We start from the raw sequence: 23,344 nt of genomic DNA, 5'->3' as shown, positions 1-23,344 counted from the left end.
CCGGATCGATCGGTAGCGTTGATGGGTCCGCAACAGGTTCGAATTGGACATTCGACGCGCCGGCGAGGATCGTTGCATTGGGCACAGGAGATCCGCATGGCCGCTATCCACACGCTGTTTTCGATGCAGAGCTCGGGCAATTGCTACAAGCCGCGGCTGCTGATGCACGAGCTCGGCATTCCCTTTCGCATCGTCGAGATGGAGAAGGGCAGCGGCAAGACGGCCGCGCCCGACTTCCTGAAGCTCAACCCGAACGCGCAGGTGCCGCTGCTCGTGCTGCCAGATGGACGGCCGCTCGCCGAATCGAATGCCATGCTGCTGCATCTCGCGGAGGGCACGCCGCTCATCCCCGTCGACACCTATGATCGGGCGCTCTGCTATCAGTGGTTGTTCTTCGAGCAGTACAGCCATGAGCCGGTGATCGCGGTGGCGCGGAACTGGCTGTTCCTGACTCCCGGCGGACGGGCAACGATGGGGCACCGCGTCGAGGAATGGCAGGTGAAGGGTCACAAGGCGCTCGGCGTGATGGAAGCCCGGCTCTCCGGGGCCGATTTCCTTGCCGGTCCTAGCTTCTCGATCGCCGATATCGCGCTCTTTGCGTATACACATGTCGCCGAGGACGCGGACTACGATCTTGGCCTCTACCCCAGCATCCGCGCCTGGCTCGCCCGCATCGCGGCCCGGCCACGCCATGTCGGCATTGACTGGCGACCGCCAGCGTGACCGCGGTCACAGACGGCTTGAGCCTTCCCGGCTAAGGACCCGCAGCGGCACAGTTTTTAAGCCGTTTACCTTTGCCGCAATTTGGTCACGACATGGCACGGCCGGAGCCACATTCGCTCCGAACCGTCGCCTCAGTCGGGGGTCTCAATGGCGGCGTGGGACAAGACAGCCCGAGACGGGGATCCGCCATGATCGAGAACAACCATCGCCAGCGCGCCAATCCTCGCCGTGAGACGACGACCCGCCGCGCCTTCATCCTCTGGATGGCAGCCTACGCCGTCGCGCTCGTCCTGGTCGCGATGATGCACAGCTTCGGCGGCGGCCCCGGGGGCGTGACGATTGATTCAAACGGCGTCCCGACCCAGCAGGCGCGGGCAGCCGCGCCGCAGAGTTCCCTCGTAGACCGCCTGCTGCCGGAAGCCGTGTCGCTGCGCGTCGACGGCTAGGACGGTCATCGTGGCGCGGTTCTCCGGCACCAACTGGACCGCATAAAAAAGGAGCGCCGCGGGGCGCTCCTTCTGTTTGGGCCCGGCGGCTCAGGAAGCCGCCGGCTGCTTTGGAAACGGCTCTCGCCTATTTCTGGATGCAGGTGTCGACGGTGTCCTTCGTGCACTCGTCAAGGCCGGTGAAGACCGGATCCTCGACCTTCTCGCCCTTGATGAGGCTGATCATGACGCTCGGCGCCTTGTAGCCCATTTCGAACGGACGCTGGCCGACAAGAGCCTCGACGCGGCCTTCCTTGGCGATCGCAACTTCATCGCCGATGGTGTCGGCGGCGACTATGACGAGATCCTTGCTGGCGATCCGGTCCTTGTACTGGTCGGTCAGCTGGCGATAGGGCTGCGGCGCGCCGAACAGCGGCCAGCCGCCTTCGATGACGAATGCGTCGAGCTTCGGATTGGCGGCCAGGATATCCGACATCGCCTGCACGCCGGTCGGGCCGTCATCATTGGTGAACACCGGGCAGCCGGAGATTTCGGTCCAGCCGCCTTCGCCCTTGAGCATGTCGAGGCCCTTCTGGCCGGACAGTGCGTCGCGGGTGCCCGAGGCACGGCGCAGGATGTTGTCAGCTGCGGCATTGCCCTCGATCAGGCAGACCGTGCCGCCATTCGGCTTGGCCTTCTTCAGATATTCGCCGAGGCGGAAGCCCATCAGATAGTTGTCGGTGCCGAGATAGGTCTTGCGCAGCGCGGCGTCTTCCTTCTTCAGGTCGGCGTCGAGCGTCATGATCGGGATCTGCGGATTGGCCGCCTTGATCGTGTTGGCGATCAGCGGCGCGTTGGACGGCGAGATCGCCATGGCGACCGTCGACGGCTTGCCGAGCATGTCCTGCACGATCTGCGCCTCGCCGGCCTCGTCAGAGGTCGAAGCGGGGCCGGTGTAGAAGCACTCGTACTCGCTGTCGGCGTTCTCCTTGTTCCACTTCTCGCAGCCCTGGTGGATGGCTTCGAAGAAGGGATTGTCGAGACCCTTCACGACGATGACGAGCTGTTTCTTGGCAGCGAACGCATCGCCGGCCGAAAGGGCCAGCACAGCGGCTGCGATCAGCATGAGGCTCTTTTTCATGGTCTCCTCCCGAGACGTTTGAAAAGACTAGCTTTGGATATCCGGATGCGGACGCGCCGGCTGGGTTGCGTGTTGTTTCGTCTTCTCCACGCAGCCCGGCTGCCTGCGTCCAGCCCCTGCAATCCAGCCGCTCCCTCAGCGGCCAGGCCCAGTCCCGAACAACACAAAGCTAACGTTGTCGATCCGCCCAAGTCAATCCGAATGATCGTATGATAATCATATACAGCCTGTTGGATGAGCGACGGTCCGGGCGGCAGCAATCTCGCTGCATCGCACCATAAAGTCCGGTTTTCATGCCGCTTTACAGCATAGGCGATCCGAAGCGTCGCCAACACCGCGAATGTTCGAGGCCTCCGACTTCGATATTCATCGGATGTTCGGATTGACGACACGAAGAGCGCCGACTATTGGGGATGCATGGCCGGACGGCCGTGCGCACCGCTTCTGCGGGCGTGGCAGCAGCTTCGGGAGGAGGCGGGGTGCCGGTTCTTGAGATATCGAACGTCTCGAAGCATTTCGGCGCCATTCATGCGCTGAATGATGTTTCATTCTCGCTGGAGCCCGGCGAGGTCATCGGCCTGATGGGCGACAATGGCGCCGGCAAGTCGACGCTTGTGAAGATCATCGCCGGCAACTTTCGCCCGACGCATGGCTCGCTGAAAATGGACGGGCGCGAGCTCGTCATGCACAAGCCTGTCGAGGCGCGCGAGCACGGCATCGAGATCGTGCACCAGCACCTGGCGCTTTGCGACAATCTCACGGCCGCGGCGAATGTGTTTCTCGGCCGCGAGCTGCGCAAGGGCTTCGGCCCGCTCCGCGTCCTCGACTACGGCGCGATGTACAAGCGCGCCGGCGAATTGTTCAAGGAGCTGAAGTCCGAGACGCGGCCGCGCGATCTGGTCAAGCAGATGTCGGGCGGCCAGCGCCAGGCGGTGGCGATCGCACGCACGCGGCTTTCGGATGCCAAGATTGTGCTGATGGACGAGCCGACCGCCGCTATCTCGGTGCGGCAGGTGGCGGAAGTGCTGAACCTCATCCGCCATCTGCGCGACCAGGGCATCGCCGTGGTTCTGATCAGTCACCGCATGCCGGATGTGTTCACCGTCTGCGATCGTGTCGTGGTCCTCCGGCGCGGCCGCAAGGTTGCCGACCGGCCGATTGCGCTGAGTTCTCCCGAGGAGGTCACCGGCCTCATCACCGGCGCCATCGAACAGGTGGCGTGAGGTTAAAGCCAGCAGCAGGGCGACAACGACATCATGGCGACCACCATCGACGACCATATCGGCCAGCGGCAGCACAGCGTCCTGTCGTGGCTGACTTCGCGCCAGACCTTCTGGGTCCTGATCGCCGTCATCCTCGCCTGTGTCTTCCTGTCCTTCGCGACGGATTCATTCGCGACCTCGAACAACCTCTTCAACGTCACGCGCAATTTCACCTTCGTGGCGGTGATCGCGCTCGGCATGACAGTCGTGATCATCACGGGCGGCATCGACCTCTCGGTCGGCTCGGTGCTGTGCCTTTGCAGCATGATCCTCGCGGTGACGATGCATGCCGGCTATTCGATCGAGGTCGGCATCGCGGCCTCGCTCGGCACGGCGCTCATCGTCGGCGCGGTCAATGGCGTCCTGATCGCCTATGTCGGCATGCCGCCTTTCGTGGTGACGCTCGGCATGCTGTCGATCGCGCGCAGCCTTGCCATGGTCGCTTCGAACAATACCGTCGTCTACCAGTTCGGCCCCGACCACGATAAGCTGCTGGCGCTTGGTGGCGGTCACTTCTTCTTCGGCATCGCAAACCCTGTCATCTACATGGTCGTGCTGGCGCTGATTACCGCCTTCGTGCTGCGCTGGACACGGTTTGGCCGCCATGTCTACGCCATCGGCGGCAATGAAAATGCGGCCGTGCTGACCGGTGTGCCGGTGAAGCAGATCAAGGTCGCCGTCTACATGATCTCATCGCTTTCGGCGGGGATCGCCGGCGTGATCGAAACCGGCTGGCTCGGCGCCGTGACGACCAATCTCGGCACCGGTATGGAGCTGCAGGTCATCGCAGCGACGGTCATCGGCGGCGCGAACCTCGCCGGCGGCGTCGGCACGGCGTTCGGCGCGATCGTTGGCGCGGCGCTGATCGAGATCATCCGCAACAGCCTCGGCCTGCTCGGGATCAACGCTTTCTGGCAGGGCGCCTTCATCGGCTCCTTCATCATCGTCGCCGTGCTGTTCGACCGGATCAAGAACCTGCGCCAGCCCTCCTGAGCGTAGCCAGCGACATGGACGGCGGTCGCTATCGGCGGCACATTGGCCGCAGTGCCGCGAGGATTCGACGCTCTTGCATGCTCCGAACCAGACCGAAGGCCTGCGCTTCCGTCTCGTGCTGAAGGCCGGTTTCGCGCTTGGTCCCGGCAAGGCCGATCTGCTCGATGCGGTCGCCGCGACCGGGTCGCTGGCCGCAGCCGGCGACCGTCTCGGCATGAGCGCCAAGCGCGTCTGGACACTCGTCCGCGAAATGAACGCTGTATTCCGATCGCCGCTCATCGAGACAGAAAAGGGTGGCACGGGTGGCGGCGGTGGGGCCCGTCTCACTGAGCTCGGTGCGCGGGTGCTTGGCCGCTATCGTGCCATGGAGGCTGAGGCCAATGCCGCGATCGCTGCCGGACTGGACGAATTGCGCCTGCTGATCAAATAAACGCTCACGCGAGGATCAGAGTCACGCCAAGGACTTGGGCGTAGGTTCTGACGCGTCGGATGAGCCCAGCGCGAGCCAGGCCTTGATGCCTTCTGCTGCAGCGACGCCGGTCGCGAAGCAGCCCTGCAGCAGATAGCCGCCCGTCGGCGCTTCCCAGTCGAGCATTTCGCCCGCGACGAAGGTGCCAGGCCGCGCCTTCAGCATCAGTTTCTCGTCCAGGGCGTCGAAGGCGACGCCGCCGGCCGTGGAGATCGCCCGCTCGAGCCCGGCCGGCGGGCCAAGGCGAAGGGGCAGTTCCTTGATCAGCGCGGCGAGGTCTTCCGGCGCGCGCGGCAGATCGGGACGGGCCTCACGCAGCAGGTTGATGGCGACCGGGGCGAGCTTCACGGCCTTGCGCAGACGGTTCGACAGCGATTCGTTCGGCCGCTGCCGCGCGATCCGCCTCGCGATTTCGGCCACATCCAATTGCGGCATCAGGTCGATGGTGATCTCTGCGCCGCCTGCCGCCGCCTCGGCGCGCAAAGCCCCGCTCAACGCATAGACGGCGCCGCCTTCGATGCCGTAGCTGGCGATCATCGCTTCGCCGCGAATGTGCTCGCTTCTGTAACGGATGGCGATGTTCTTCAGCGGCGTGCCGGCGAAGCGGTCGCGGAATGTCTCCGACCAGGCGACGGAAAATCCGACATTGGCAGGGGCGAGCGGGGTCACCGCAACGCCGGCCTCCTCAAGAATCGGGACGAAGCGGCCATCGGCGCCGAGGCGCGGCCAGCTCGCGCCGCCCAGCGCCAGCAGCGTCGCATCGGCCGCGACGGTCTCTACCGAGCCGTCGGCCGTTAGAAATCGATCCTCGCCCGGGCCGCCGAACCCGATCCATTCGTGCCGGGTCTCAAGCTTGACGCCAAGCGCATCGAGCCGGCGCAGCCAGGCCCTCAGAAGCGGCGAAGCCTTCATCGATTTCGGGAAGACACGCCCGCTTGAACCGACAAAGGTGGTCTCGCCGAGTTCATCGGCGAAAGCCCGCAGCGCGGTCGGCGGAAATGCGTCGATGACGGGTTGCAGGTGCGCGGCTGCCGCGCCATAGCGGCCGAGGAAACGGTCCATCGGCTCGCTATGCGTGAGATTGAGCCCGCCGCGGCCGGCCATCAGGAATTTGCGGGCCGGGGAGGGCATACGCTCATGCAGCGTGACCGCCGCGCCGGCTTCGGCGAGGCGGAGGGCCGCGATCAGCCCGGTCGGGCCGGCGCCGACAATGGTGATGCGGCGTGCCACGCGCTACTGCTTGCCGACCAGCTTGTCGGCAAAGAGCGCCGCACTCTTGGCATAGACCTCGGCCTTGTTCCACTGCCGTAGCACGTTGAAATTGGCCGAGCCTTCTTCCCAGCTGCCGCCCCGCTGCCAGCCATAGCCCTTGAGGTAGTTCGCCGTGGAGGCGAGGACGTCAACGGGGCTGTGGCGGAGGTCGGCATGGCCGTTGCCGTCGAAATCGATGGCGAAACGGACATAGGAGGATGCCATGAACTGCGTCTGGCCGATCTCACCGGCCCAGGCGCCCTTCATGTCCCCGGGCGCGAGGTCGCCGCGCTGGACGATCTTGAGCGCGTCCATCAACTGCTCCTGGAAGAAATCGGTGCGGCGGCAGTCGAACGCCAGCGTCGACAGCGAGCGGAAGGTCGACATATTGCCGCTGCCGGCGCCGAAATCCGTTTCCATGCCCCAGATCGCGATCAGGATCGGGCCGGGGACGCCGAATTGCTTCTCGATGCGGGCGAGCGCATTGGCATATTGCGCCATCAGCTTCTTGCCGCGGGCGACGCGTCCGGCTGAAACGACGCGGGCGGAATAGACCGCGAAGGGCTGCTTGAAGTGCTTCTGGTTGCGGTCGAGCTTGATGACGCGCGGATCATAGGTCACGCCGGAAAGGGATGCCTGGACGACGCGAGGCGAGATGCCGCTCGCGATCGCCTCTGCCTTGAAGCTCTCGAGCCAGGCGGGAAACTCGGCCGGGTTGTTGCTGCAGGTGGCCGCGTTCGCGCCTGCCGCGCCGGCAGCGAAGACCAGCGTGGCGATCAGCATGCGAAGTTTTGAACGGATCATGGTCTACCTTCGTCTCATTGTTGGCCGGCGCCCTATAGCCATGGCGGCGCGCGGTGCCATCGATGCGCCAAGTACTCACGGGCGGGCGGCGCGTTCAAGACGAGGCCTAGACGGTCAAGGTTACTTTCCGGTTGAAAGCTTTCGGTGTTGCATTCCTGCTCAGGCGGTCGCGATACCGAAGCCGCGACGTTTCAAGCGCACGATGGCGAGATCCAGCGCTGACAGGAAGGCCGAGCGGTCACGTGGCGAGAAGGGCTTCGGCCCCCCGGTGATGGCGCCCGCCGAGCGCAGATCCTCCATGAGATTGCGCGTCGCCAGCGCCATGCCGATCGAGGCTTCGGTGAAAGGGCGGCCATTGGGGGCGATGACGTCGGCGCCGGCCTTGATCGCACGGTCGGCAAGCGGCACGTCGGAGGTCACGACGATATCGCCCTCGACCGCTCGCTCGGCAATCCAATCATCGGCGACGTTCATGCCGCCGGGCACGATAACGCGCTCGATCATCGGATCGCGCGGCACCTGCATGAAGCTGTTGGCGACCACGAAGGTCTTGAGGCCGTGGCGCTCGGCAACCTTGTAGATCTCGGCCTTCACCGGGCAGGCGTCGGCGTCGATATAGATCAGGATCGGCCTGGACATCAAAAGAGGCTTCTCGAAATGAGAAGGGTCGCCCGCTTGGGCGACCCTTCCATTGTCAAACCGCGACCCGGCCCGTAGGCCAAGCAATGCCGGTCAAGCGGTACGAATCCCTACGAAATCAGAGATCCGGACCATTGCAACCAAGCCACGCGGCGAACGACAATGAGACACAGGATCACCTCCTTTCGATTGTTGATGACAAGAGAAGCTTACCGAAGATGTCGGCGATTGAAAGCGAAAATTCGCCGCATCAGCGAATCTGCTTGAGCAGGGCCGCGTCGGGGAAGCAAGTCGGCGGAACGCCCTTCGAGGTCTGCCAGTCTCCGACCGCGATGCGGGTCTTGTAGCCGACCAGCCCGTCGGCCGAGCCGACATCGACCCCGCGCGCTTCGAGGCGCTGCTGCATCGATCGCACGTCGCTGCGCCTGAAGCCGCCGACATCGGCCCAGCGGCCGAGGAACGGGCCGGCATTCGAGCGGATGCGGTCGGCGAGATGACCGATGAAAAGCGCGTAGAGATCGCTCTCGTTATAGGACTTCAAGACGTAGAAATTGTCCGAGACGAGGAAGGCCGGACCGTAGCGGCCAGCCGGCATCAGCAGATGCATGATCTGCTTGGGCGTGCGGGCGTTGATCTGCGATCCGTCGGCATTGCGGATCCCCATGGCGAGCCAGTCCGACATGGGCTTGCCCTGGTCGGGACCTTCAAGGCTGCAGGCGATCTCGGGTGGCAGCGCCACCTCGAAACCCCAGCCGACGCCGGGCTGCCAGCCGTTCTGCTTCAGGTAGTTGGCGATGGAGCCGAGCGTATCGGGCACGGAATTCCAGATGTCGCGGCGGCCGTTCTTGTCGAAGTCGACGGCTGTCGTCAGATATTTCGATGGCAGGAATTGTGGCTGGCCGAGCGCGCCGGCCCATGAACTCTTCATCTGGTTGAGCGCGATATGGTCGCCCTCCAGGATCTCCAACGCCGCGAGCAGCTCTGGATAGAAGTTCTCCTTGCGGGCGCCCATGAAGGATTCGGTCGCCAGCGCCCGGATCGCCGAATAGGGCAGCTTGGCTGCGCCATAGCCCGACTCGCGGCCCCAGATGGCGAGCACGATCGAGGGCGATACGCCGTAGCGCGTCTCGACTTCCGCCAGCGTCCGCGACCAGGTCTTGAAGCGGCTGCGGCCGCCCTGAGCGAGCGACTTGACCTTGCCCTCGTCGAAATAGCGTGCCGGGCCCTGGAATTCGGCCTGGCGCTGCGGCTCTTCGCGGCCCGGCTGGCCGGGCGGAGCAAGGTCCGGCAGCGTCCAGTCGAGCTTCAGCCCGGCAAAGGCGCGCTGAAGCGTCGACGCCGTGACGCCACGCTTCTCCGCCGCGGGCGTGACTGTTTCGGAAAGCCATTTCTGAAAGGCGATCTCCGTGGCGTTGCGCGACTGCGCATGGGCTGGCATGGCCGCGGCGAGAACGAGCAGGACGCAGAGATTGAGAAGGAGGCGCAAGGCGATCACCCGGTCCGGAAGTCCAATTCGGAGCCGACAGTGGCGATTCGCCGAGCCGGACGCAACGGGGATGCTAGCGCGACATCCAGTTGTTGCGCCGTGCCTCGCCGATGAGGCAATCGGCGCCGCCGGGCGCCGCGCCGGATGCAACGCGGATGAGCGGCGGGGTGCCTGGGCGGCCCCTCGGCTCGGCGATCTCCTGGATGAGCTTGCGGCGGATCGCGGTTTCGAACTGATCGGTCGATGTGACGGGGATCGTGAACGCGCCGGGACCGCCGACCACGCAGTCGCGATAATATCCGTCGAGATCGGGGATATCGAAGCCGCCATAGCCGCCGGGACGCAGGACGATCGGCAAGCCGTTGATAACGATGCCGCGCGCCAGGACCGCCTCGCGCGCCGGCACGACGGGCTCGCCGACATTGTTCGGTCCATCGCCCGATACGTCGATGACCTGCCGCTCGCCGGCGAAGCCATTGTCGACGAAGAGGCTCGCGCCGAAGAGAAGGCTCGATGAAATCGACGTTCCGAAACGCCCGCTGACCTGCGACGGCACGATGGAGGCGGCAACCGCTTCGGCGCTTTCCTCATCTTCCATGAGGCTCCAAGGCACGATCACATGTTCGGCGCCTGGTCCCGACCATTCGAAATAGGTGAGGGCGATACGGCCATAGAGGCCCGAGCGAATGGCCCTGACGACATCCGGATGGCGCAGCGCGTCGCGATAGCCCTGGCGCTGGATCGCCCGCTCGCCGGCATCCATCGAGCGCGAAACGTCGACCGCGAGCACCAGTTCGACATCGACGGGAAGATCGGCCGCTTGGGCCGGCTGCGCGACCGCGAGAAGGGCCGAGAGGCCAAAAGCGAGGCACAGTGGCGAGCGGACCGGATTCATGTCCTCTTCCTTTTGCGCGAAAGCTCGCGCAGACCGGGGATGCAAGGCCGTCTGGACAACTGTAGAGTTGTTCGGACGATCCTCAAGGCCTCGCGCGCCTTTGCCGATCGGGACCGTGCGAGGCATCGGCATGACAGCGACCGACAAGGCGGGATCCGGGGCGGCGGGGGCGGTGCTGGTGGCGACGATCCTCGCTGCGGGCATGGCCTTCATGGACGGCTCGGTCGTGACGGTCGCCCTGCCGGCGATCCGCTCCGGCATTGGTGCCGGCTTTGCCGAGGGACAGTGGACCGCCAACGCCTATACGCTGACGCTCGCGGCCTTCACGCTGCTCGGCGGCGCGGCCGGTGACGCCTTCGGGTTGAGGCGGGTGTTCATGATCGGCATCGCGCTGTTCGGGTTGGCATCAGCAGCCTGTGGTCTCGCCTGGTCGCCGGAAAGCCTGGTCATCGCCCGCGCGATCCAGGGTGTTGGCGGCGCCTTGATGGTGCCGGGCTCGCTGGCGCTGATCGCGGCGCACTACCCGCCGAAGGTTCGTGGCCGGGCGATCGGCACCTGGGCGGCTGCCGCGTCGATCGCGCCAGCAATCGGCCCCGTCATCGGGGGCCTCCTGGTCGATCACGGTTCGTGGCGGGCGATCTTCCTGATCAATCTGCCGATCGCCGTCGCGGCGTTGGTGCTCTGCCAACTGCGTGTTCCAGCGGATGGGACGCGGGTTGGACTGCGGATGGATTGGCTCGGTGGAGCGCTTGCGGTCCTCGGCCTCGGGCTCGCCGCCTATGGGCTGACCGCTCTCGCAGACCCGGCCGGCGGCGGCGCTGCGATCGATCTCGGCCTCGCGGCGCTCGGGATTCTGGTGCTGGTCGTGTTCGTGTTCTGGGAGCAGCGGGCGCCGAACCCGATGATGCCGCTGGCGCTCTTTCACAGCCGCACGTTCTCGGGCGTCAACGCGCTGACGCTTCTGCTCTATTTCGCTCTGTCCGGCGCGCTGTTCTTCCTTCCGACGGCGCTGATCGAGGCGCATCACTATCCCGCGGCGCTCGCCGGTTCGGTGTTCATCCCCTTTGTCATCGTGATGGGCGTGCTGTCGCGCTTCGGCGGCGGCCTTGCCGACCGCTTTGGCACGCGGCCCTGCCTGACCGTCGGCCCCTTGCTGACGGGGCTCGCCTTCCTGGCGTTGGCGCCGGCGGTCGCCAATGGCAGCTATGGAACGGCCGTCGTGCCGGCGATGCTTCTGATGGGGCTCGGCATGGGCATCACGGTCGCGCCTCTCTCCACGGCGGTGATGAATGCGGCGCCGCCCGGACGCAGCGGCGCGGCCTCCGGCATCAACAATGCCGTGGCCCGCGTCGCCGGTCTCCTTTCAGTCGCGAGCCTCGGTCTCGCGGTCGGCGTCGGCTTCGCGCTGGCGCTGCGCGGCGAAGCCGGCCCGGCAGCGGAAGCCGTGCGTTCCCTCGGTTTCGGCGCCGCGCCGGCCGGAGGTGCCGCCGATGCGGCGATCGAGGCACTGCGGGCGCGCGCAACGATCGCCGGCTTTGGTGCGGCGACCGTCATCTGTGGCGTCCTTGCGCTCCTCGCCGGCCTTGTCGGGTGGCTGTTCACCAGCGACGAAGCCGGCGCGGCTCCAGCGGGCGAAGGATCAGGCGGCTCGGGCGTTTGACTTGCGGGTGTCCGCCGCGGCCGCTCGGCCAGTCTGTTCGGCGAGATGGTCGAAACGCGCGGTGTAGCTGCCGGCTCCTGATGTCGCCGAGCGCAACTCGATGATGAAGCCGGCCATTTCCGCTTCCGGAATCTCGGCCTCCACCGTATCCCAGCCGGGCCATCCCTCGCGCGCATCGAACCCGAGCAATTGGCCGCGTCGCTGCGTCACCATCATGTTGACGCGCGGCGCTGTATCAGACGGGACCATGATCGAGACATGCAGAACCGGTTCGAGCAGCACGGGCTGGCACTGTTCGAGAGCCTCCCGCATGCCGATTTGCGCCGCCGTCCGGAACGCCTGATCGGAAGAATCGACGCTGTGATAGGAGCCATCGGTCAGCCGGACCGCGACGTCGACGACCGGATGGCCGAGCGGGCCTTTCTTCAAGGCGTCGATGATACCGGCCTCGACAGCGGGGATGTAGTTGCGCGGAATGGCGCCGCCGGTGATCGCGTCCTCGAACACGAAGCCGGCGCCGCGTGGTTGCGGCCGGATTTCGAGCACGCAGTCGCCGAACTGGCCATGGCCGCCGGATTGTTTCTTGTGGCGGCCGCGCACGGTCGCGTTGGCCTTGATGGTCTCGCGATAGGGAATGCTCGGCTGGTGCTGCTCGACCGACAGGCCGAAGCGCGCGGCAACGCGCTCCATCGCGACGCGCAGATGCATCTCGCCCTGGCCGCCGAGCCGCACTTCGCCTGTATCCGCATCCTGTCCGACGACAAGCGCCGGGCTTTCCTCCGAGAGCTTGGCGAGGGCAAGCGCCAGCTTTGCCTCGTCCTTGCGGTCGACTGCGCCGATCGCCAGCGCCATCACCGGGTCAGCCGCCGCAAGCGGCGCGAGCTGGGCGGGGGCGGACTTGCCCACCGCCAACGTCATGCCGGTCGCCGCGCCGTCGAGCTTGCCGAAGCCAGCCGTTTCCCCGATCTGCACCGTCTCACGTTTCACCATCTGCTGCCCGCTCGGCCGCAGGAGGCCGGAGACGCGGCCGACGGGTCCATTTGGTCCCGCGAGTTCGGTGGCGTCGTCGATCGCGCCGCGCAGCACGCGGCCGATCGAAAGCTTGCCGGCATGGCCTGCATTGATGGTCTTGACGATCTGCACCACCGGTTCGCCCTCAAGCGAAAGACCGAGCCGGTCGGCGAGGTCCGCCACATCGGGCGCCTCGTGGCGGATAGCCTTCAGCAAGCGGCCAACGCCATGACCATGCAGCGCCGATCCGATCAGCACCGGGCAGACCAGCCCGTCGCGGAAATCGCGCACGAGATCGGCGAAGACATGGTCTTGCGCCGGCTCGATGTCGTCCAACAGTGCCTCCATGAGCCCGTCATCATAGTCGGCGAGCTTTTCAAGCATCGCATAACGCGCCTCTGCCTCGCGGGCGCGGTCGGGATCGGAGATGTCGATCACCTCGCTTGGCGCCTGCTCGCGGTAGAGGAACGCGCGTTCGAGGGCGAGGTCGACGAAACCGGTGACGATGTCGTTCTGGCGAATGGGGATGTGGCGCAGCAGGAGCGGAGCGCGGCTCGCCTTCTGCATCAGGCCGAGCGCTTCCTCGACGCCCATGTCGCTCTTGTCGATCTTGTTGAGGAACACGAGCCGCGGGATGCCGCGCGCTTCCAGCAGGCCGAGCCAGGTTTGCAGTGCAGGGACCTTGCGCGGGTCGGCCTCGACCACGACGACGGCGCAATCGACGACGGCCAGCACCGCCTCCGCCTCATGCGCGAACTCGACCGAGCCGGGGCAATCGAAGATCGTGATGCGGTCGTCGAGGAACGCGGTTTCGGCGATGTTGAGCTCAACGCTCATCTGATGGGCGCGTGCTTCCGCCGAAGCATCGCCGATCGATGTGCCGGCCGTGACGCTGCCTTGGCGCGGGATAGCGCCGGTGCGCGCCAGCAGCGCCTCGAGCAACGTCGTCTTGCCGCTCGCAAAAGGGCCGACCAGCGCGATCGCCCTGGGGCCGGCTCTTCTGCCGGCGCCGCCGTGGACTGACTCGGTCATCGCTTCCTCCGTTCATGAAATGTTCTATGACCATTCTCATGCTTCGGTGCGCGAACCGGACCCGGAAGCCCGGTCGGCGACGAGATCGTCTCAGGGAATATTGGGGCTGGCAAGCCGGCTCTCCATCACGACACGGCGATGGCGCATGCAAACGGCCCGCGCATCGGGGAATGCGCGGGCCGAAATCTCGGTCTGGATCGGACGAGTTTAGCTGGTCGGGACGAGCGTCAGGGCCGCACCGCCGGCGGCCGCATTCAGGCCGGTCTGGCCCGTGACGCTGATCATCTGCAGCGCGATCGAGCCGCCCGTTCCGCCGACAAGGACGTTGGCGCCGACGCCGACGATCGCCGTCGCCTCTGCCGTCGCGCCGAGATAGAGGCCCGAGAGCGCGCCATGGTGATAGCCAGCGACCGGCGCGAACACGGCCCAGAGCAGCTTGCCCTCGCGCGTCCAGCCGACATCAACGCCGAGCTTTTTGATATTCCCTGTGTAGGTCTCGACACGGCCCTTGGTCGAACGGAAGGTGCAGGAGACCTCCTTCGCCGAGCCGATCAGGTAACCGAGGCCGCCGCCGATGTCGCATTCCAGCAGGCCGATCTTCACGCCGTTGCGCTCGTCGTCTTGATAGGGGGCTGGCGCGGACATGTCTGCAGCGTGAGCGAGCGTACCAGCACAGGCGACAGCCATGGCGGCGGCGGCGATCTTCAGCGAGACGGTCTTCATTGGTAAATCCTCTTCAAGTCGAGCATCGCGCCGGGGGGTGCGACACCGTTGGAGCCCCGTATAAGCCCATGTCAACGCAGTCCGCGGGTGTTTGATCCCACGATGCATTGATCTGCGTCATCGCAGCCCATGTTGGCACGATCAAGCCCGGTCGCGAGTTGTGGTAAACCCGAGCCGAAAGCAGTCGGCTTGTTTTGACTGCAGCCACTAGCGGAGTTGTCGATGCTGACAGCCTATGCCGTTGCCGATCGCGGGCCGACCGTCGTTGCGTTGCCACCTGTCGAGGCGATCGCGCGCGGGGAGGCGCGGGAGATTGCCTGGGTCGACCTGCATGATCCGACAGCGGAGGAAGAGAAGCAGGCCGAGGCCTTTCTCGGCGGCCTCATTCCGACCCGCGAGGAAACGCGCGAGATCGAATTTTCGAGCCGCTTCTATGTCGAGGATGGCGTCGTCGTGATGACGGCCAGCATCTTGGTCGGCATCGACCAGGGCACGCCCGGCCTGACGCCGTTCTCCTTCGCCGTGGCAAAGAACAAGATCGTGACGCTGCGCTATGCCGACATGACGGCGTTCAAGCAGTTCCTCGCCCGTGCGCCAAAGCCGGACAGCGGCTGTACCTCGGCACCGGGCGTTCTCGCAGGCCTGCTCGAAGCCTTCATCGATCGTTCGGCCGACGTGCTCGAACGGATCGCGCAATCGGTCGATCATCTCAATTTCGAGATCTTCCAGCAGCGGACCAAAGGCCGCCACCGCGGACGCCTGCTCGCGGCGGCGATCGGCGGCCTCGGCATACAGGGCGATCTCGCTTCGAAGACGCGCGAGAGTCTCGCCTCGCTGGAGCGGCTGGTGCAATACGCGGCGGCGATGCTGCCGGATGTCAGCCTGAAGGCCGGGCTCTCTTCACGCCTCAAGCTGATGCTGCGCGACATCCGTTCGCTCGAGGATCATGCGAATTTCGTCCTCAACAAGATCACTTTCCTGCTCGATGCGACGCTCGGGTTGATCTCGAACGAGCAGAACCAGGTCGTGAGCGTGCTGACGGTCGTCTCGACGATCCTGCTGCCGCCAATGCTGATCGGCACGATCTACGGCATGAACTTCCGCGACATGCCCGAACTGAATTTCGCCTGGGCCTATCCGGTGGCGATCATCGCAATGGTGCTCTCGGCGATGCTGCCCTACCTCTATTTCAAATGGCGCGGCTGGCTTTAGCTAGAGATAGGGCGAGGCGAGGCGGGCGGCTGAATCGCGCAGCCGTATGAGGATCGAGCGCTGCCGGAGCTCGACGAGCGTGACGCGTGTCGAACCCTCAAGCTTCTTGTCGATGATGGCGTCGATCGTCGCGGCGAATTCCGTCGAATAGGCCTCGACATTGAATTCGAAATTGAGGCGCAGGCTGCGCGCGTCCCAGTTGGCGCTGCCGAACAGCGACCAGGCGCCGTCGACCGTCATCAGCTTGGAATGGTCGAAGGGCGCCGCCGTACGACGGACGCTGCAGCCCGCGCGGAGCAGCGGCGCCATCAGCGCGTTCATCGCCCAGTCGATATAGATGTGGTTGGAGCGGCCGGGGATGACCAGTTCGACGGTGACGCCGCGCAGCGCTGCCAAAGCGAGCTGCGAGCCGAGCCTTTCGTCCGGCACGAAATAGGGCGTCAGGATACGCACGCGATGCTCGGCCCGGCTGATCGCCGAGGCCATGGTCCACATCAGCTTTTCATTGTCCTCATCGGGACCGCTGGCGATGCCGCGCGCCGGAATATCGCCGGCCCCGCCGATCTCCGGGAACCAGGCAAGACCATCGAGCCGCTCGCCTGTCGTGAAAGCCCAATCCTCGGCGAAGGTCTCCATGAGATGGGCGACGACGGGGCCCTCGACGCGGAAATGCATGTCCTGCACGGCGCGTTTGGCCGGGATATCCATGACGCGGAAGAGATTGTCGTCGGAAATGTTCATGCCGCCCGTGAAGCCATGCATGCCGTCGACGACGAGGACCTTCTTGTGCGTCCTCAAATTGATGAACGACATCTTCCACGGCGCCACCTCATGCATGAAGCGGGCGGCGGGCACGCCGGCGGCGCGCAGCCGGTCATGGACGGGGCTGCGCAGATAGCCCGCGCCGATGCCGTCGACCAGCCCGCGGACAGCGACGCCGCGTTTGTGCGCGGCGATCATGGCATCGACGATCGGTCCGCCGCCGGCATCGTCATGGAAGATGAAGCTCGAGATCGCGACGCTGTTCTGGGCGGCATCGATGGCGGCGATCATCGCGGGATAGGCGGTGTCCCCGTCGACGAGCGGCGTGATCGCATTGCCTGAAAGCAGCGGACGGCCGGTGAGGCGAAGGCCGAACTTCGCCAGCGGTTCGAGATGCTCGTCGCCGCCCTGCTCGATATCCTCCGGCGCCACCACGAAGCGCGACCGCGGTGCGTCGATGTCTCCTTCCGGGCCAGACAGCTTGATCGCCTTGCGGCGGACGCGATTGACGCCGAACAGCAGATAGAGCACCGGCCCGATATAGGGCGAGAGCCAGGCGAGCCCGATCCAGGCAATGGTCGATTGTGGCGCGAGGCGGGTCAGCAGCGCATGCACCGTTACGGCGGATGCCATCGCGATATGCAGAACCGAGAGAAACAGCGCGAAATTGCTCGACGTCATCGTCGCGTGACTGCCTTGTTCGAACGCCGGGAGCGGTGCCTTGCGAAGTGGTGATCAGAGCATGATTCTAGGCATGGCGCGGAGGCGCGCCGTTGATCTCGATGATGTTGCGATCGGGATCGCGAAGATAGAGCTGCGGAAAGCCGGCGACGCTGTTGCGATAGACGACGATATGCATGGGATCGTCCTCGTCACCGTCCTCGCGGAAGCCGCGCGCGAGAAGACCGTCGAGGAAGCCCGTCCAGTCGTCTGAGCGGAAGCAAAAATGCCCGTCCGACGTGTCGATCGGACCGGTCCGGAAGGTACCCGGCAGATACTGGATGAGGTGGATCTGCACCTTACCGCAGGCAAGCCAGGCGCCGGCCGTCTTGAACGGTGGCCGCTGCAGGCGCGGCAGATCGAACAGCGCCTCATAGAACGTCAGCGCCCGGTCGAGGTCAGTGACCACGACCGAGATGTGATGAATTTCGAGTTCCGTCATGGTGCTCCTCCCCAAGTGCCGCGTCGTCTTCAGCGACAATAAGCGCCCGGAGAGGCGTCGTCCCGCGCAAACGGTGGCGTGATGCGGCTCGATGCTCAGCGAAGATTGCCGCAGAAGCGCTGGATGCGCGTGCAGGCATCTTCCAGCGCCTCGGTCGAGGTCGCGTAGGAGATGCGGAAATACGGCGCGAGGCCGAATGCCGAACCCTGCACCACCGCGACGCCTTCTTCTTCCAGCAGCGCCGTGACGAAGTCTTCGTCGGTCGCGAGCACCTTGCCACCCGTCGTGGTCTTGCCGAGTGTGCCGGCGCAGGACGGGAACACGTAGAAGGCGCCTTCCGGATTCGGGCAGACGATGCCGGTCGCCTGGTTCAGCATCGAGACGACCAGATCGCGGCGCTTCCTGAAGATCTCGGCATTCTTCGCGATGTAGTCCTGCGGACCGTTCAGCGCCTCGACCGCCGCCCATTGCGAGATGGAGGAGGGGTTCGAAGTCGATTGCGACTGGATGGTGCCGATCGCCTTGATGAGCTCGGCAGGGCCGCCGGCATAGCCGATGCGCCAGCCGGTCATGGCATAGGCCTTGGAGACGCCGTTCACCGTCAGCGTCCGGTCGAACAGCTTCGGCTCGACCTCGGCGATCGTCGCGAACTCGAAGCCGTCGAAGACCAGATGCTCATACATGTCGTCGGTCATGATCCAGACCTGCGGATGCTTCAGCAGCACGTCGGCGAGCGCGCGCAGTTCGGCGCGCGTATAGCCGGCGCCGGTCGGGTTCGACGGCGAGTTCAGGATCAGCCACTTGGTCTTCGGCGTGATCGCCGCTTCGAGCGCCGCGGCGTTGATCTTGAAGCCCTGCTCCTGCGGGCCGACGATCTCGACCGGCGTACCACCGCCGAGCGCCACGATCTCCGGGTAGGAGACCCAATACGGCGCCGGGATGATGACCTCGTCGCCCGGGTTCAGCGTCGCCATCAGGGCGTTGTAGAGCACCTGCTTGCCGCCGGTTCCGACCGTGATCTGGTTCGGCGCGTAGGTGAGGTTGTTCTCGCGCTTGAACTTTGCGGCGATCGCCGCCTTCAGCTCGGGAATGCCGTCGACGGCGGTGTACTTGGTCTTGCCCTCGCGGATTGCCTTGATCGCTGCTTCCTTGATGTTTTCGGGCGTATCGAAATCCGGCTCGCCGGCGCCGAGGCCGATCACATCGCGGCCGGCGGCCTTGAGCTCACGCGCCTTGTTCGTCACCGCGATGGTCGCGGACGGCTTGATGCGGGCGAGGCTGTCGGCAAGGAAGGCCATTTTGGGCTCCAGCGAGGCTGTTCAAAGGGTTGAGGCGGCGCGGAACCTAGTCTCCGTCGTGGCTCATGGCAAGGACGAAGCGCACGGCCGCTCGTTCGCGCACCCGGCCAATCGGGAGCCGGGCTTCGCGTCGTCAGGGGCTGGTGAAGCTGCCTATTTCCAGGTGTAGGCGCGCGTCACGCAATAGTTGAAGACGGCGCTCATGAGTGCTCCGGCGACGCCTGCGACGAGAGGCTGCGGCTCCGACGCGTAGATGTTGCTGGCGACCGAGACGCTGGCAATGCCGCCGACCGAGCAGATGGCGATGAACTCCACGAGGCCGATGAGCATCTTGCGGCCCTTCAGCTTCCTGTCGGCATAGGTCAGCGTATTGTTTAGGAAGAAGTTCCACACCATGGCCGAGAGCGTTGCCACGATCTGCGATGCGACGAAGCCGACGGCGAGGACGATATTGGCGAGCCACAGCACAGCGAGGTGGACCAGCAGTCCGCTGATGCCGACCATTGCGAAGAGCAGGAAGCTCATCGGCAGCCGGCCATTGGTTAGCTGCGACAGCCACAGGCCGAGGAACTGCACGACGATGATCGAGCTCATCTTGCTCTCGCCGGCATTCCTTTCCCGGAACGAATAGCCGATCTCCCGCACGGAAAGCGGTGCTCCGTGACGCGCCGAAGTCGCGAGGATGTCGAGCAGGATCTTGAATCCGTCCCGATTGAGAAAAGGCGCGACCTCCTCGAACTTTCGGCGCGGCATCAGGAAGAAGCCGCTCATCGGATCCGAAATGTCCCGGCCGACGATGAAGCTCGCCAGCCTGGTTGCGAACTCGCTGCCCTTCAGCCGGGTGGAGGAGAGCCCCTTGCCGACCGAACCATCGTCGACAAAGCGCGAGCCGATGGCGATGTCGGCACCGGCCTTCGCCGCCGCCAGCATTTCCGGCAGGATGCGCTCGTCATGCTGATGATCGGCATCGATGACCGCGACATAGGGCGCGGCCGTCGACGCCATGCCTTCGATGCAGGCTGACGACAGTCCGCGCCTGCCGAACCGGCGAATGCAGCGGATATTGGCGTGCTGACGCGACAGCTCCTTCGTGACTTCGGCGGTGCCGTCAGGGCTGTTGTCGTCGACAACGATGAATTCGAACGGGGTGCCCGAGAGCGCCGACGAGACCTTTTCATACAATGAGCCGATATTGTCCCGCTCATTGAACGAAGGAACGATGACGGCGAGTTCCGGCGCCGCATATTCGTCGGACGGCGCGGTCGCGGCCGGGTCTAGCTGCATGGTCTCGACCAAAGCTTTATCTCTCTTCCATTGGGCACGAAGACGGAATCAAAGACAGTGAAGCCGGCTTCCCGCGCGGCTTCCTCCAGCGCGGGGGTATTTACCGGTGGCGGAATGTCGCCATTTGTCCCGTCCGCAGAAAGGAGAACGCAGGTTGCACGGGCTTTGATCCACTTATCATAATCCGCCACCGTTCCCGGAAACGGAAGATCGTTGTCAATCGGGAGGGGATCAGCAGAGTCGAGCCTGTTGAACATCGTCAGTGTATTGCCATTCAGCGGATAGGTGCGAAAACCGAGCATGACCACCCGATCGGGACGGGTCTTGTCCTTGATGCGATTGTATATCGTCCTTCCTGCCTCGTACCATTGCCGCGACATCTCCTCGGGGACGATCGTCGGATCTTCAGGATCCCCGAGACCGCCCTCCTTGAGGTACCAATGAATTGGCCCGCGCGATGAGAGCGCGGGAATCCAGCCGAACACTGGCAGTTCGATCTGGGAATGGCGGTAGAATGGCGCGGCCATGCTCACCAATGGAAAGGCGGCAAAGGCCGAGGCCAGCGCCAGTGCGGCCGCGCCGGCGCCACGCAGTGTAGGGGCCGGGATGAGCTGACGGAATCCATAGATAGCTATGATAAGGAGCGCGGGCGCCAATGGAGCCGAAAATCCCGTGCCCTTGTTCGATGAGCTCATCAACGCAGCCGTGGAAACAGCGACGAAAATACTGAGAGGGGCGATCGGAGACGAGAGGATTGCTGCCGATGTTTTGTGCCATCCATTCCAGTAAAAGGCGACCAGCGTCGCGATCATGAGCGCGAGAACACCTGCGAGGATCAGAAGCGTCTGAAAAAGCTGAAAATAGATGGCCATATATTGCAGAGTGGTTTGAACGCTCTGCCAGAATGCAGCGGGACCGTAACTGGTGGCCTTATCGCCATAGCCAAACCTCGTCAGATACTCGAAGACCGGACGCCACGTGAATGCGAGCCAGCTGGCCGCCGTTATCAAGGCAACGATTCCGGCGATGACGGCATTGAGGAATGCTGCCCCCAGTCTTTCTCTCCTGGAGAAAACGCACCAGAGCACGGCCAGCATGACGGCGGGATAGAAGGCGATGGTGACGGTGCGGGCGATGACCATCAGGCCGACGAAGAAGCCGAGCGCGATTGACCAGCGGAGTGATCGCATCTGCTGAGAGGAGACGAGGCACAACATGGCTGCCGTCGTACAGAACGTCGCGGCCATGGCGAAGTTAAAAGTCCGACTATAGGCGATGATAGTCGGTGACGTAGCGACTACGACCGTCGTGAGGAGGGCAAATCTCTCACCCGCAATCCGTCTGGCCAAAAAATAAGAGACGAAGACAGAAAGCGCGCCAAACAATATCGGAACGATGTACCCAAAGAACGTCGTCGGTCGAAATAAAAGAAACAGAATGGAAGCTGCGGCAGTCGTCATTGGAGACTGGATGGATGGCTCCACGATCTTCTGAAGCCATGCCAGCGGCCCGCCTGAGAGCCACGCATAGTAATCCAGCAAAGCTATGGACAGATATCCAGCCTCGTCAATGTCATTTATTTGATCAATTCTGGATTGTAGGATCCATTCGACGTTTACTGCTATGAATGCCAAAGAGATGAGGGCGGCGCAAATCAGCAGTAGTGAATTTCTATTATTATTCAACGAACTTCTCGTAAACAAGCTTTAAATCACTCTGTTCTTATATGCGCGACGAACCCGGAGTCCGATAAAAATCATGCACGTGTGACGGGAATTCGTAAAGTCCGTCAGCCCATGCCTTCGCCGGGCTTCGCCGAGACGTCAACACATTCCTTTCGTCGCTCCTTTGCTCGAGCCCAATGAACGGGCCCGTCTCATCACGACATCTTGCGGTGACGTGACGTCCATGTTGCTTGGAATGGTCGACGTTGAAACTAGATTTCGCCTTATCGGCCGAATCACAGGGGAATACGCACTATGCTGATCAAACGCCTTCGGGGCTGGGAGATATCCGAGCGGGAGGCGACGCCGGAGGCGTTGTTCTTCAATCGGCGTGCGATCCTTGCGGCTGGCGGCTTCGGGCTGATGGCGGCGGCGCTGCCGCGGGGCGCGCGTGCCGAAGATGCCGACCCGAGCGCCGGCCTCTATCCGGCGAAGCGCAACGACAAGTTCACGATCGAGCGCCCCGTCACGCCGGAGGACATCAACCTCCACTACAACAATTTCTATGAGTATAGCACCGACAAGGACCTCGCCGATGCTGCGCAGCAGCTGAAGACGCGGCCATGGACGGTGCAGTTCGATGGTCTCGTCGAAACGCCAAAGACGGTCGACATTGACGATCTTCTGAAGGCGATGACGCTGGAGGAGCGGCTCTATCGCCATCGGTGCGTCGAGGCCTGGTCGATGACCGTTCCCTGGACCGGCTTCCCGCTCGCCGCGCTCGTCGCCTATGCCAAGCCGCTCTCCGGCGCGAAATATGTGCGCATGGAGACCTTCATGAATGCCGACATGGCGCCAGGGCAGAATCAGCCGTTCTATCCATGGCCCTATGTCGAGGGGCTGACGATGGCCGAGGCGACCAACGAGCTCGCGTTCGTGGTCACCGGCGCTTATGGCAAGCCGCTGCCGAAGCAGATGGGCGCACCGATCCGCCTGCACACGCCCTGGAAATATGGCTTCAAGAGCGTCAAGTCGATCGTCAAGATCTCGTTCGTCGAGGAGCAGCCGCTCAACTTCTGGCAGCAGCTTCAATCCTCGGAATATGGCTTCTGGGCCAACGTGAACCCCGAGGTGCCGCATCCGCGCTGGAGCCAGGCGACCGAGACGGTCATCGGCACCAATGACCGCATTCCGACCAAGCTGTTCAACGGCTATGGCGACTTCGTGGCCGGCCTCTACAAGGGCATGGAAAACGAGCCGCTCTATATGTGAGCAGGCGAGAGGCGGGGGTCGTTTCGGGGGCGGGGTTCACGATCGACATCGGCCCCGCTCGACCCGGTGATTCTGCGACGCAACAGGCTAGGTGCGGCGCGAAAAGAAAAGGCCGGGCGCTCTTGCGAGGCCCGGCTAAGTCTTTGTTGCTGCGGCAGGGAAATGCGCAGCAAACA

Annotated in this window: 21 protein-coding genes; 8 read left to right on the top strand and 13 right to left on the bottom strand. The window is 64.2% G+C overall.

Annotated features, from left to right (window positions below; genetic code table 11):
- Positions 1–96: 96 nt before the first annotated feature.
- Both LB518_RS08820 and LB518_RS08815 read left to right on the top strand, forming a co-directional pair.
- A complete protein-coding gene (locus LB518_RS08820) occupies positions 97–723 on the top strand; it encodes a glutathione S-transferase family protein (RefSeq protein ID WP_224576125.1) in 627 nt (208 codons plus the stop codon).
- Positions 724–911: 188 nt separating this feature from the next.
- On the top strand, positions 912–1,169 hold the full coding sequence (locus LB518_RS08815) for a hypothetical protein (protein ID WP_224576123.1): 258 nt from the start codon (positions 912–914) through the stop codon (positions 1,167–1,169).
- A 127-nt stretch (positions 1,170–1,296) separates the two neighbouring features.
- Here the strand turns inward: LB518_RS08815 and LB518_RS08810 are convergent, their stop codons facing one another.
- Positions 1,297–2,289: a substrate-binding domain-containing protein gene (locus tag LB518_RS08810; RefSeq protein WP_224576121.1), complete on the bottom strand. Its 993-nt coding sequence runs from the start codon at positions 2,287–2,289 to the stop codon at positions 1,297–1,299.
- Between the two features lie 413 nt (positions 2,290–2,702).
- Here LB518_RS08810 and LB518_RS08805 point away from each other — a divergent pair, with 413 nt between their 5' ends.
- The 3 genes from LB518_RS08805 (at position 2,703) to LB518_RS08795 (ending at position 4,974) form a co-directional block, all read left to right on the top strand.
- Complete coding sequence (locus tag LB518_RS08805) at positions 2,703–3,512, top strand: ATP-binding cassette domain-containing protein (RefSeq protein ID WP_502845808.1); 810 nt, start codon at positions 2,703–2,705, stop codon at positions 3,510–3,512.
- Positions 3,513–3,545: 33 nt separating this feature from the next.
- Complete coding sequence (locus tag LB518_RS08800; protein WP_224576103.1) at positions 3,546–4,544, top strand: ABC transporter permease; 999 nt, start codon at positions 3,546–3,548, stop codon at positions 4,542–4,544.
- Between the two features lie 73 nt (positions 4,545–4,617).
- Positions 4,618–4,974, top strand: coding sequence for a winged helix-turn-helix domain-containing protein (locus LB518_RS08795; RefSeq protein WP_224576102.1), 357 nt, complete (start codon positions 4,618–4,620; stop codon positions 4,972–4,974).
- Positions 4,975–4,995: 21 nt separating this feature from the next.
- Here LB518_RS08795 and LB518_RS08790 read toward each other — a convergent pair whose 3' ends face one another.
- The 5 genes from LB518_RS08790 to LB518_RS08770 all read right to left on the bottom strand — a co-directional run bounded on the left by LB518_RS08790 (position 4,996) and on the right by LB518_RS08770 (position 10,088).
- Positions 4,996–6,243: a BaiN/RdsA family NAD(P)/FAD-dependent oxidoreductase gene (locus tag LB518_RS08790; RefSeq protein WP_224576099.1), complete on the bottom strand. Its 1,248-nt coding sequence runs from the start codon at positions 6,241–6,243 to the stop codon at positions 4,996–4,998.
- Between the two features lie 3 nt (positions 6,244–6,246).
- On the bottom strand, positions 6,247–7,068 hold the full coding sequence (locus LB518_RS08785) for a lytic murein transglycosylase (protein ID WP_224576097.1): 822 nt from the start codon (positions 7,066–7,068) through the stop codon (positions 6,247–6,249).
- A 159-nt stretch (positions 7,069–7,227) separates the two neighbouring features.
- On the bottom strand, positions 7,228–7,707 hold the full coding sequence (locus LB518_RS08780; RefSeq protein WP_224576095.1) for a YaiI/YqxD family protein: 480 nt from the start codon (positions 7,705–7,707) through the stop codon (positions 7,228–7,230).
- 250 nt (positions 7,708–7,957) lie between these two features.
- Positions 7,958–9,202, bottom strand: a complete 1,245-nt coding sequence (locus LB518_RS08775; RefSeq protein WP_353619940.1) for a lytic murein transglycosylase — start codon at positions 9,200–9,202, stop codon at positions 7,958–7,960.
- 64 nt (positions 9,203–9,266) lie between these two features.
- Positions 9,267–10,088, bottom strand: coding sequence for a DUF1194 domain-containing protein (locus tag LB518_RS08770; protein WP_224576091.1), 822 nt, complete (start codon positions 10,086–10,088; stop codon positions 9,267–9,269).
- Positions 10,089–10,218: 130 nt separating this feature from the next.
- Between LB518_RS08770 and LB518_RS08765 the strand changes: the two genes are divergently transcribed.
- Positions 10,219–11,748, top strand: coding sequence for a DHA2 family efflux MFS transporter permease subunit (locus tag LB518_RS08765; protein ID WP_224576089.1), 1,530 nt, complete (start codon positions 10,219–10,221; stop codon positions 11,746–11,748).
- On the opposite strand, the gene LB518_RS08760 is transcribed toward LB518_RS08765, so the two are convergent.
- Positions 11,728–13,791 carry an elongation factor G gene (locus LB518_RS08760; protein WP_224576086.1) on the bottom strand — a complete coding sequence of 688 codons (2,064 nt, stop codon included), beginning with the start codon at positions 13,789–13,791 and terminating at the stop codon, positions 11,728–11,730. The genes LB518_RS08765 and LB518_RS08760 overlap by 21 nt on opposite strands.
- 207 nt (positions 13,792–13,998) lie before the next feature.
- Complete coding sequence (locus LB518_RS08755; protein ID WP_224576084.1) at positions 13,999–14,514, bottom strand: DUF992 domain-containing protein; 516 nt, start codon at positions 14,512–14,514, stop codon at positions 13,999–14,001.
- Between the two features lie 222 nt (positions 14,515–14,736).
- Here LB518_RS08755 and LB518_RS08750 point away from each other — a divergent pair, with 222 nt between their 5' ends.
- Complete coding sequence (locus tag LB518_RS08750; RefSeq protein WP_224576082.1) at positions 14,737–15,726, top strand: magnesium transporter CorA family protein; 990 nt, start codon at positions 14,737–14,739, stop codon at positions 15,724–15,726.
- Here LB518_RS08750 and LB518_RS08745 read toward each other — a convergent pair whose 3' ends face one another.
- From LB518_RS08745 to LB518_RS08725, 5 genes are all read right to left on the bottom strand, one after another.
- Complete coding sequence (locus tag LB518_RS08745; RefSeq protein WP_224576080.1) at positions 15,727–17,169, bottom strand: phospholipase D-like domain-containing protein; 1,443 nt, start codon at positions 17,167–17,169, stop codon at positions 15,727–15,729.
- Between the two features lie 67 nt (positions 17,170–17,236).
- Positions 17,237–17,650 (bottom strand): VOC family protein, encoded by a 414-nt coding sequence (locus LB518_RS08740; RefSeq protein ID WP_224576077.1) that lies wholly within the window; start codon positions 17,648–17,650, stop codon positions 17,237–17,239.
- 95 nt (positions 17,651–17,745) lie between these two features.
- Positions 17,746–18,948, bottom strand: a complete 1,203-nt coding sequence (locus LB518_RS08735; RefSeq protein ID WP_224576075.1) for a pyridoxal phosphate-dependent aminotransferase — start codon at positions 18,946–18,948, stop codon at positions 17,746–17,748.
- Positions 18,949–19,101: 153 nt separating this feature from the next.
- Positions 19,102–20,232 carry a glycosyltransferase gene (locus tag LB518_RS08730; RefSeq protein ID WP_224576073.1) on the bottom strand — a complete coding sequence of 377 codons (1,131 nt, stop codon included), beginning with the start codon at positions 20,230–20,232 and terminating at the stop codon, positions 19,102–19,104.
- Complete coding sequence (locus tag LB518_RS08725) at positions 20,223–21,917, bottom strand: ArnT family glycosyltransferase (protein WP_224576071.1); 1,695 nt, start codon at positions 21,915–21,917, stop codon at positions 20,223–20,225. The genes LB518_RS08730 and LB518_RS08725 overlap by 10 nt, the downstream gene beginning before the upstream one ends.
- A 294-nt stretch (positions 21,918–22,211) precedes the next feature.
- Between LB518_RS08725 and msrP the strand changes: the two genes are divergently transcribed.
- Positions 22,212–23,168 (top strand): protein-methionine-sulfoxide reductase catalytic subunit MsrP, encoded by a 957-nt coding sequence (msrP, locus tag LB518_RS08720; protein ID WP_224576068.1) that lies wholly within the window; start codon positions 22,212–22,214, stop codon positions 23,166–23,168.
- Positions 23,169–23,344: the final 176 nt, after the last annotated feature.

The organism is Mesorhizobium sp. BR1-1-16 (assembly GCF_020165495.1).
Taxonomy (GTDB): domain Bacteria; phylum Pseudomonadota; class Alphaproteobacteria; order Rhizobiales; family Kaistiaceae; genus Kaistia.
This window is presented reverse-complemented; position numbering and strand designations above follow the sequence as displayed.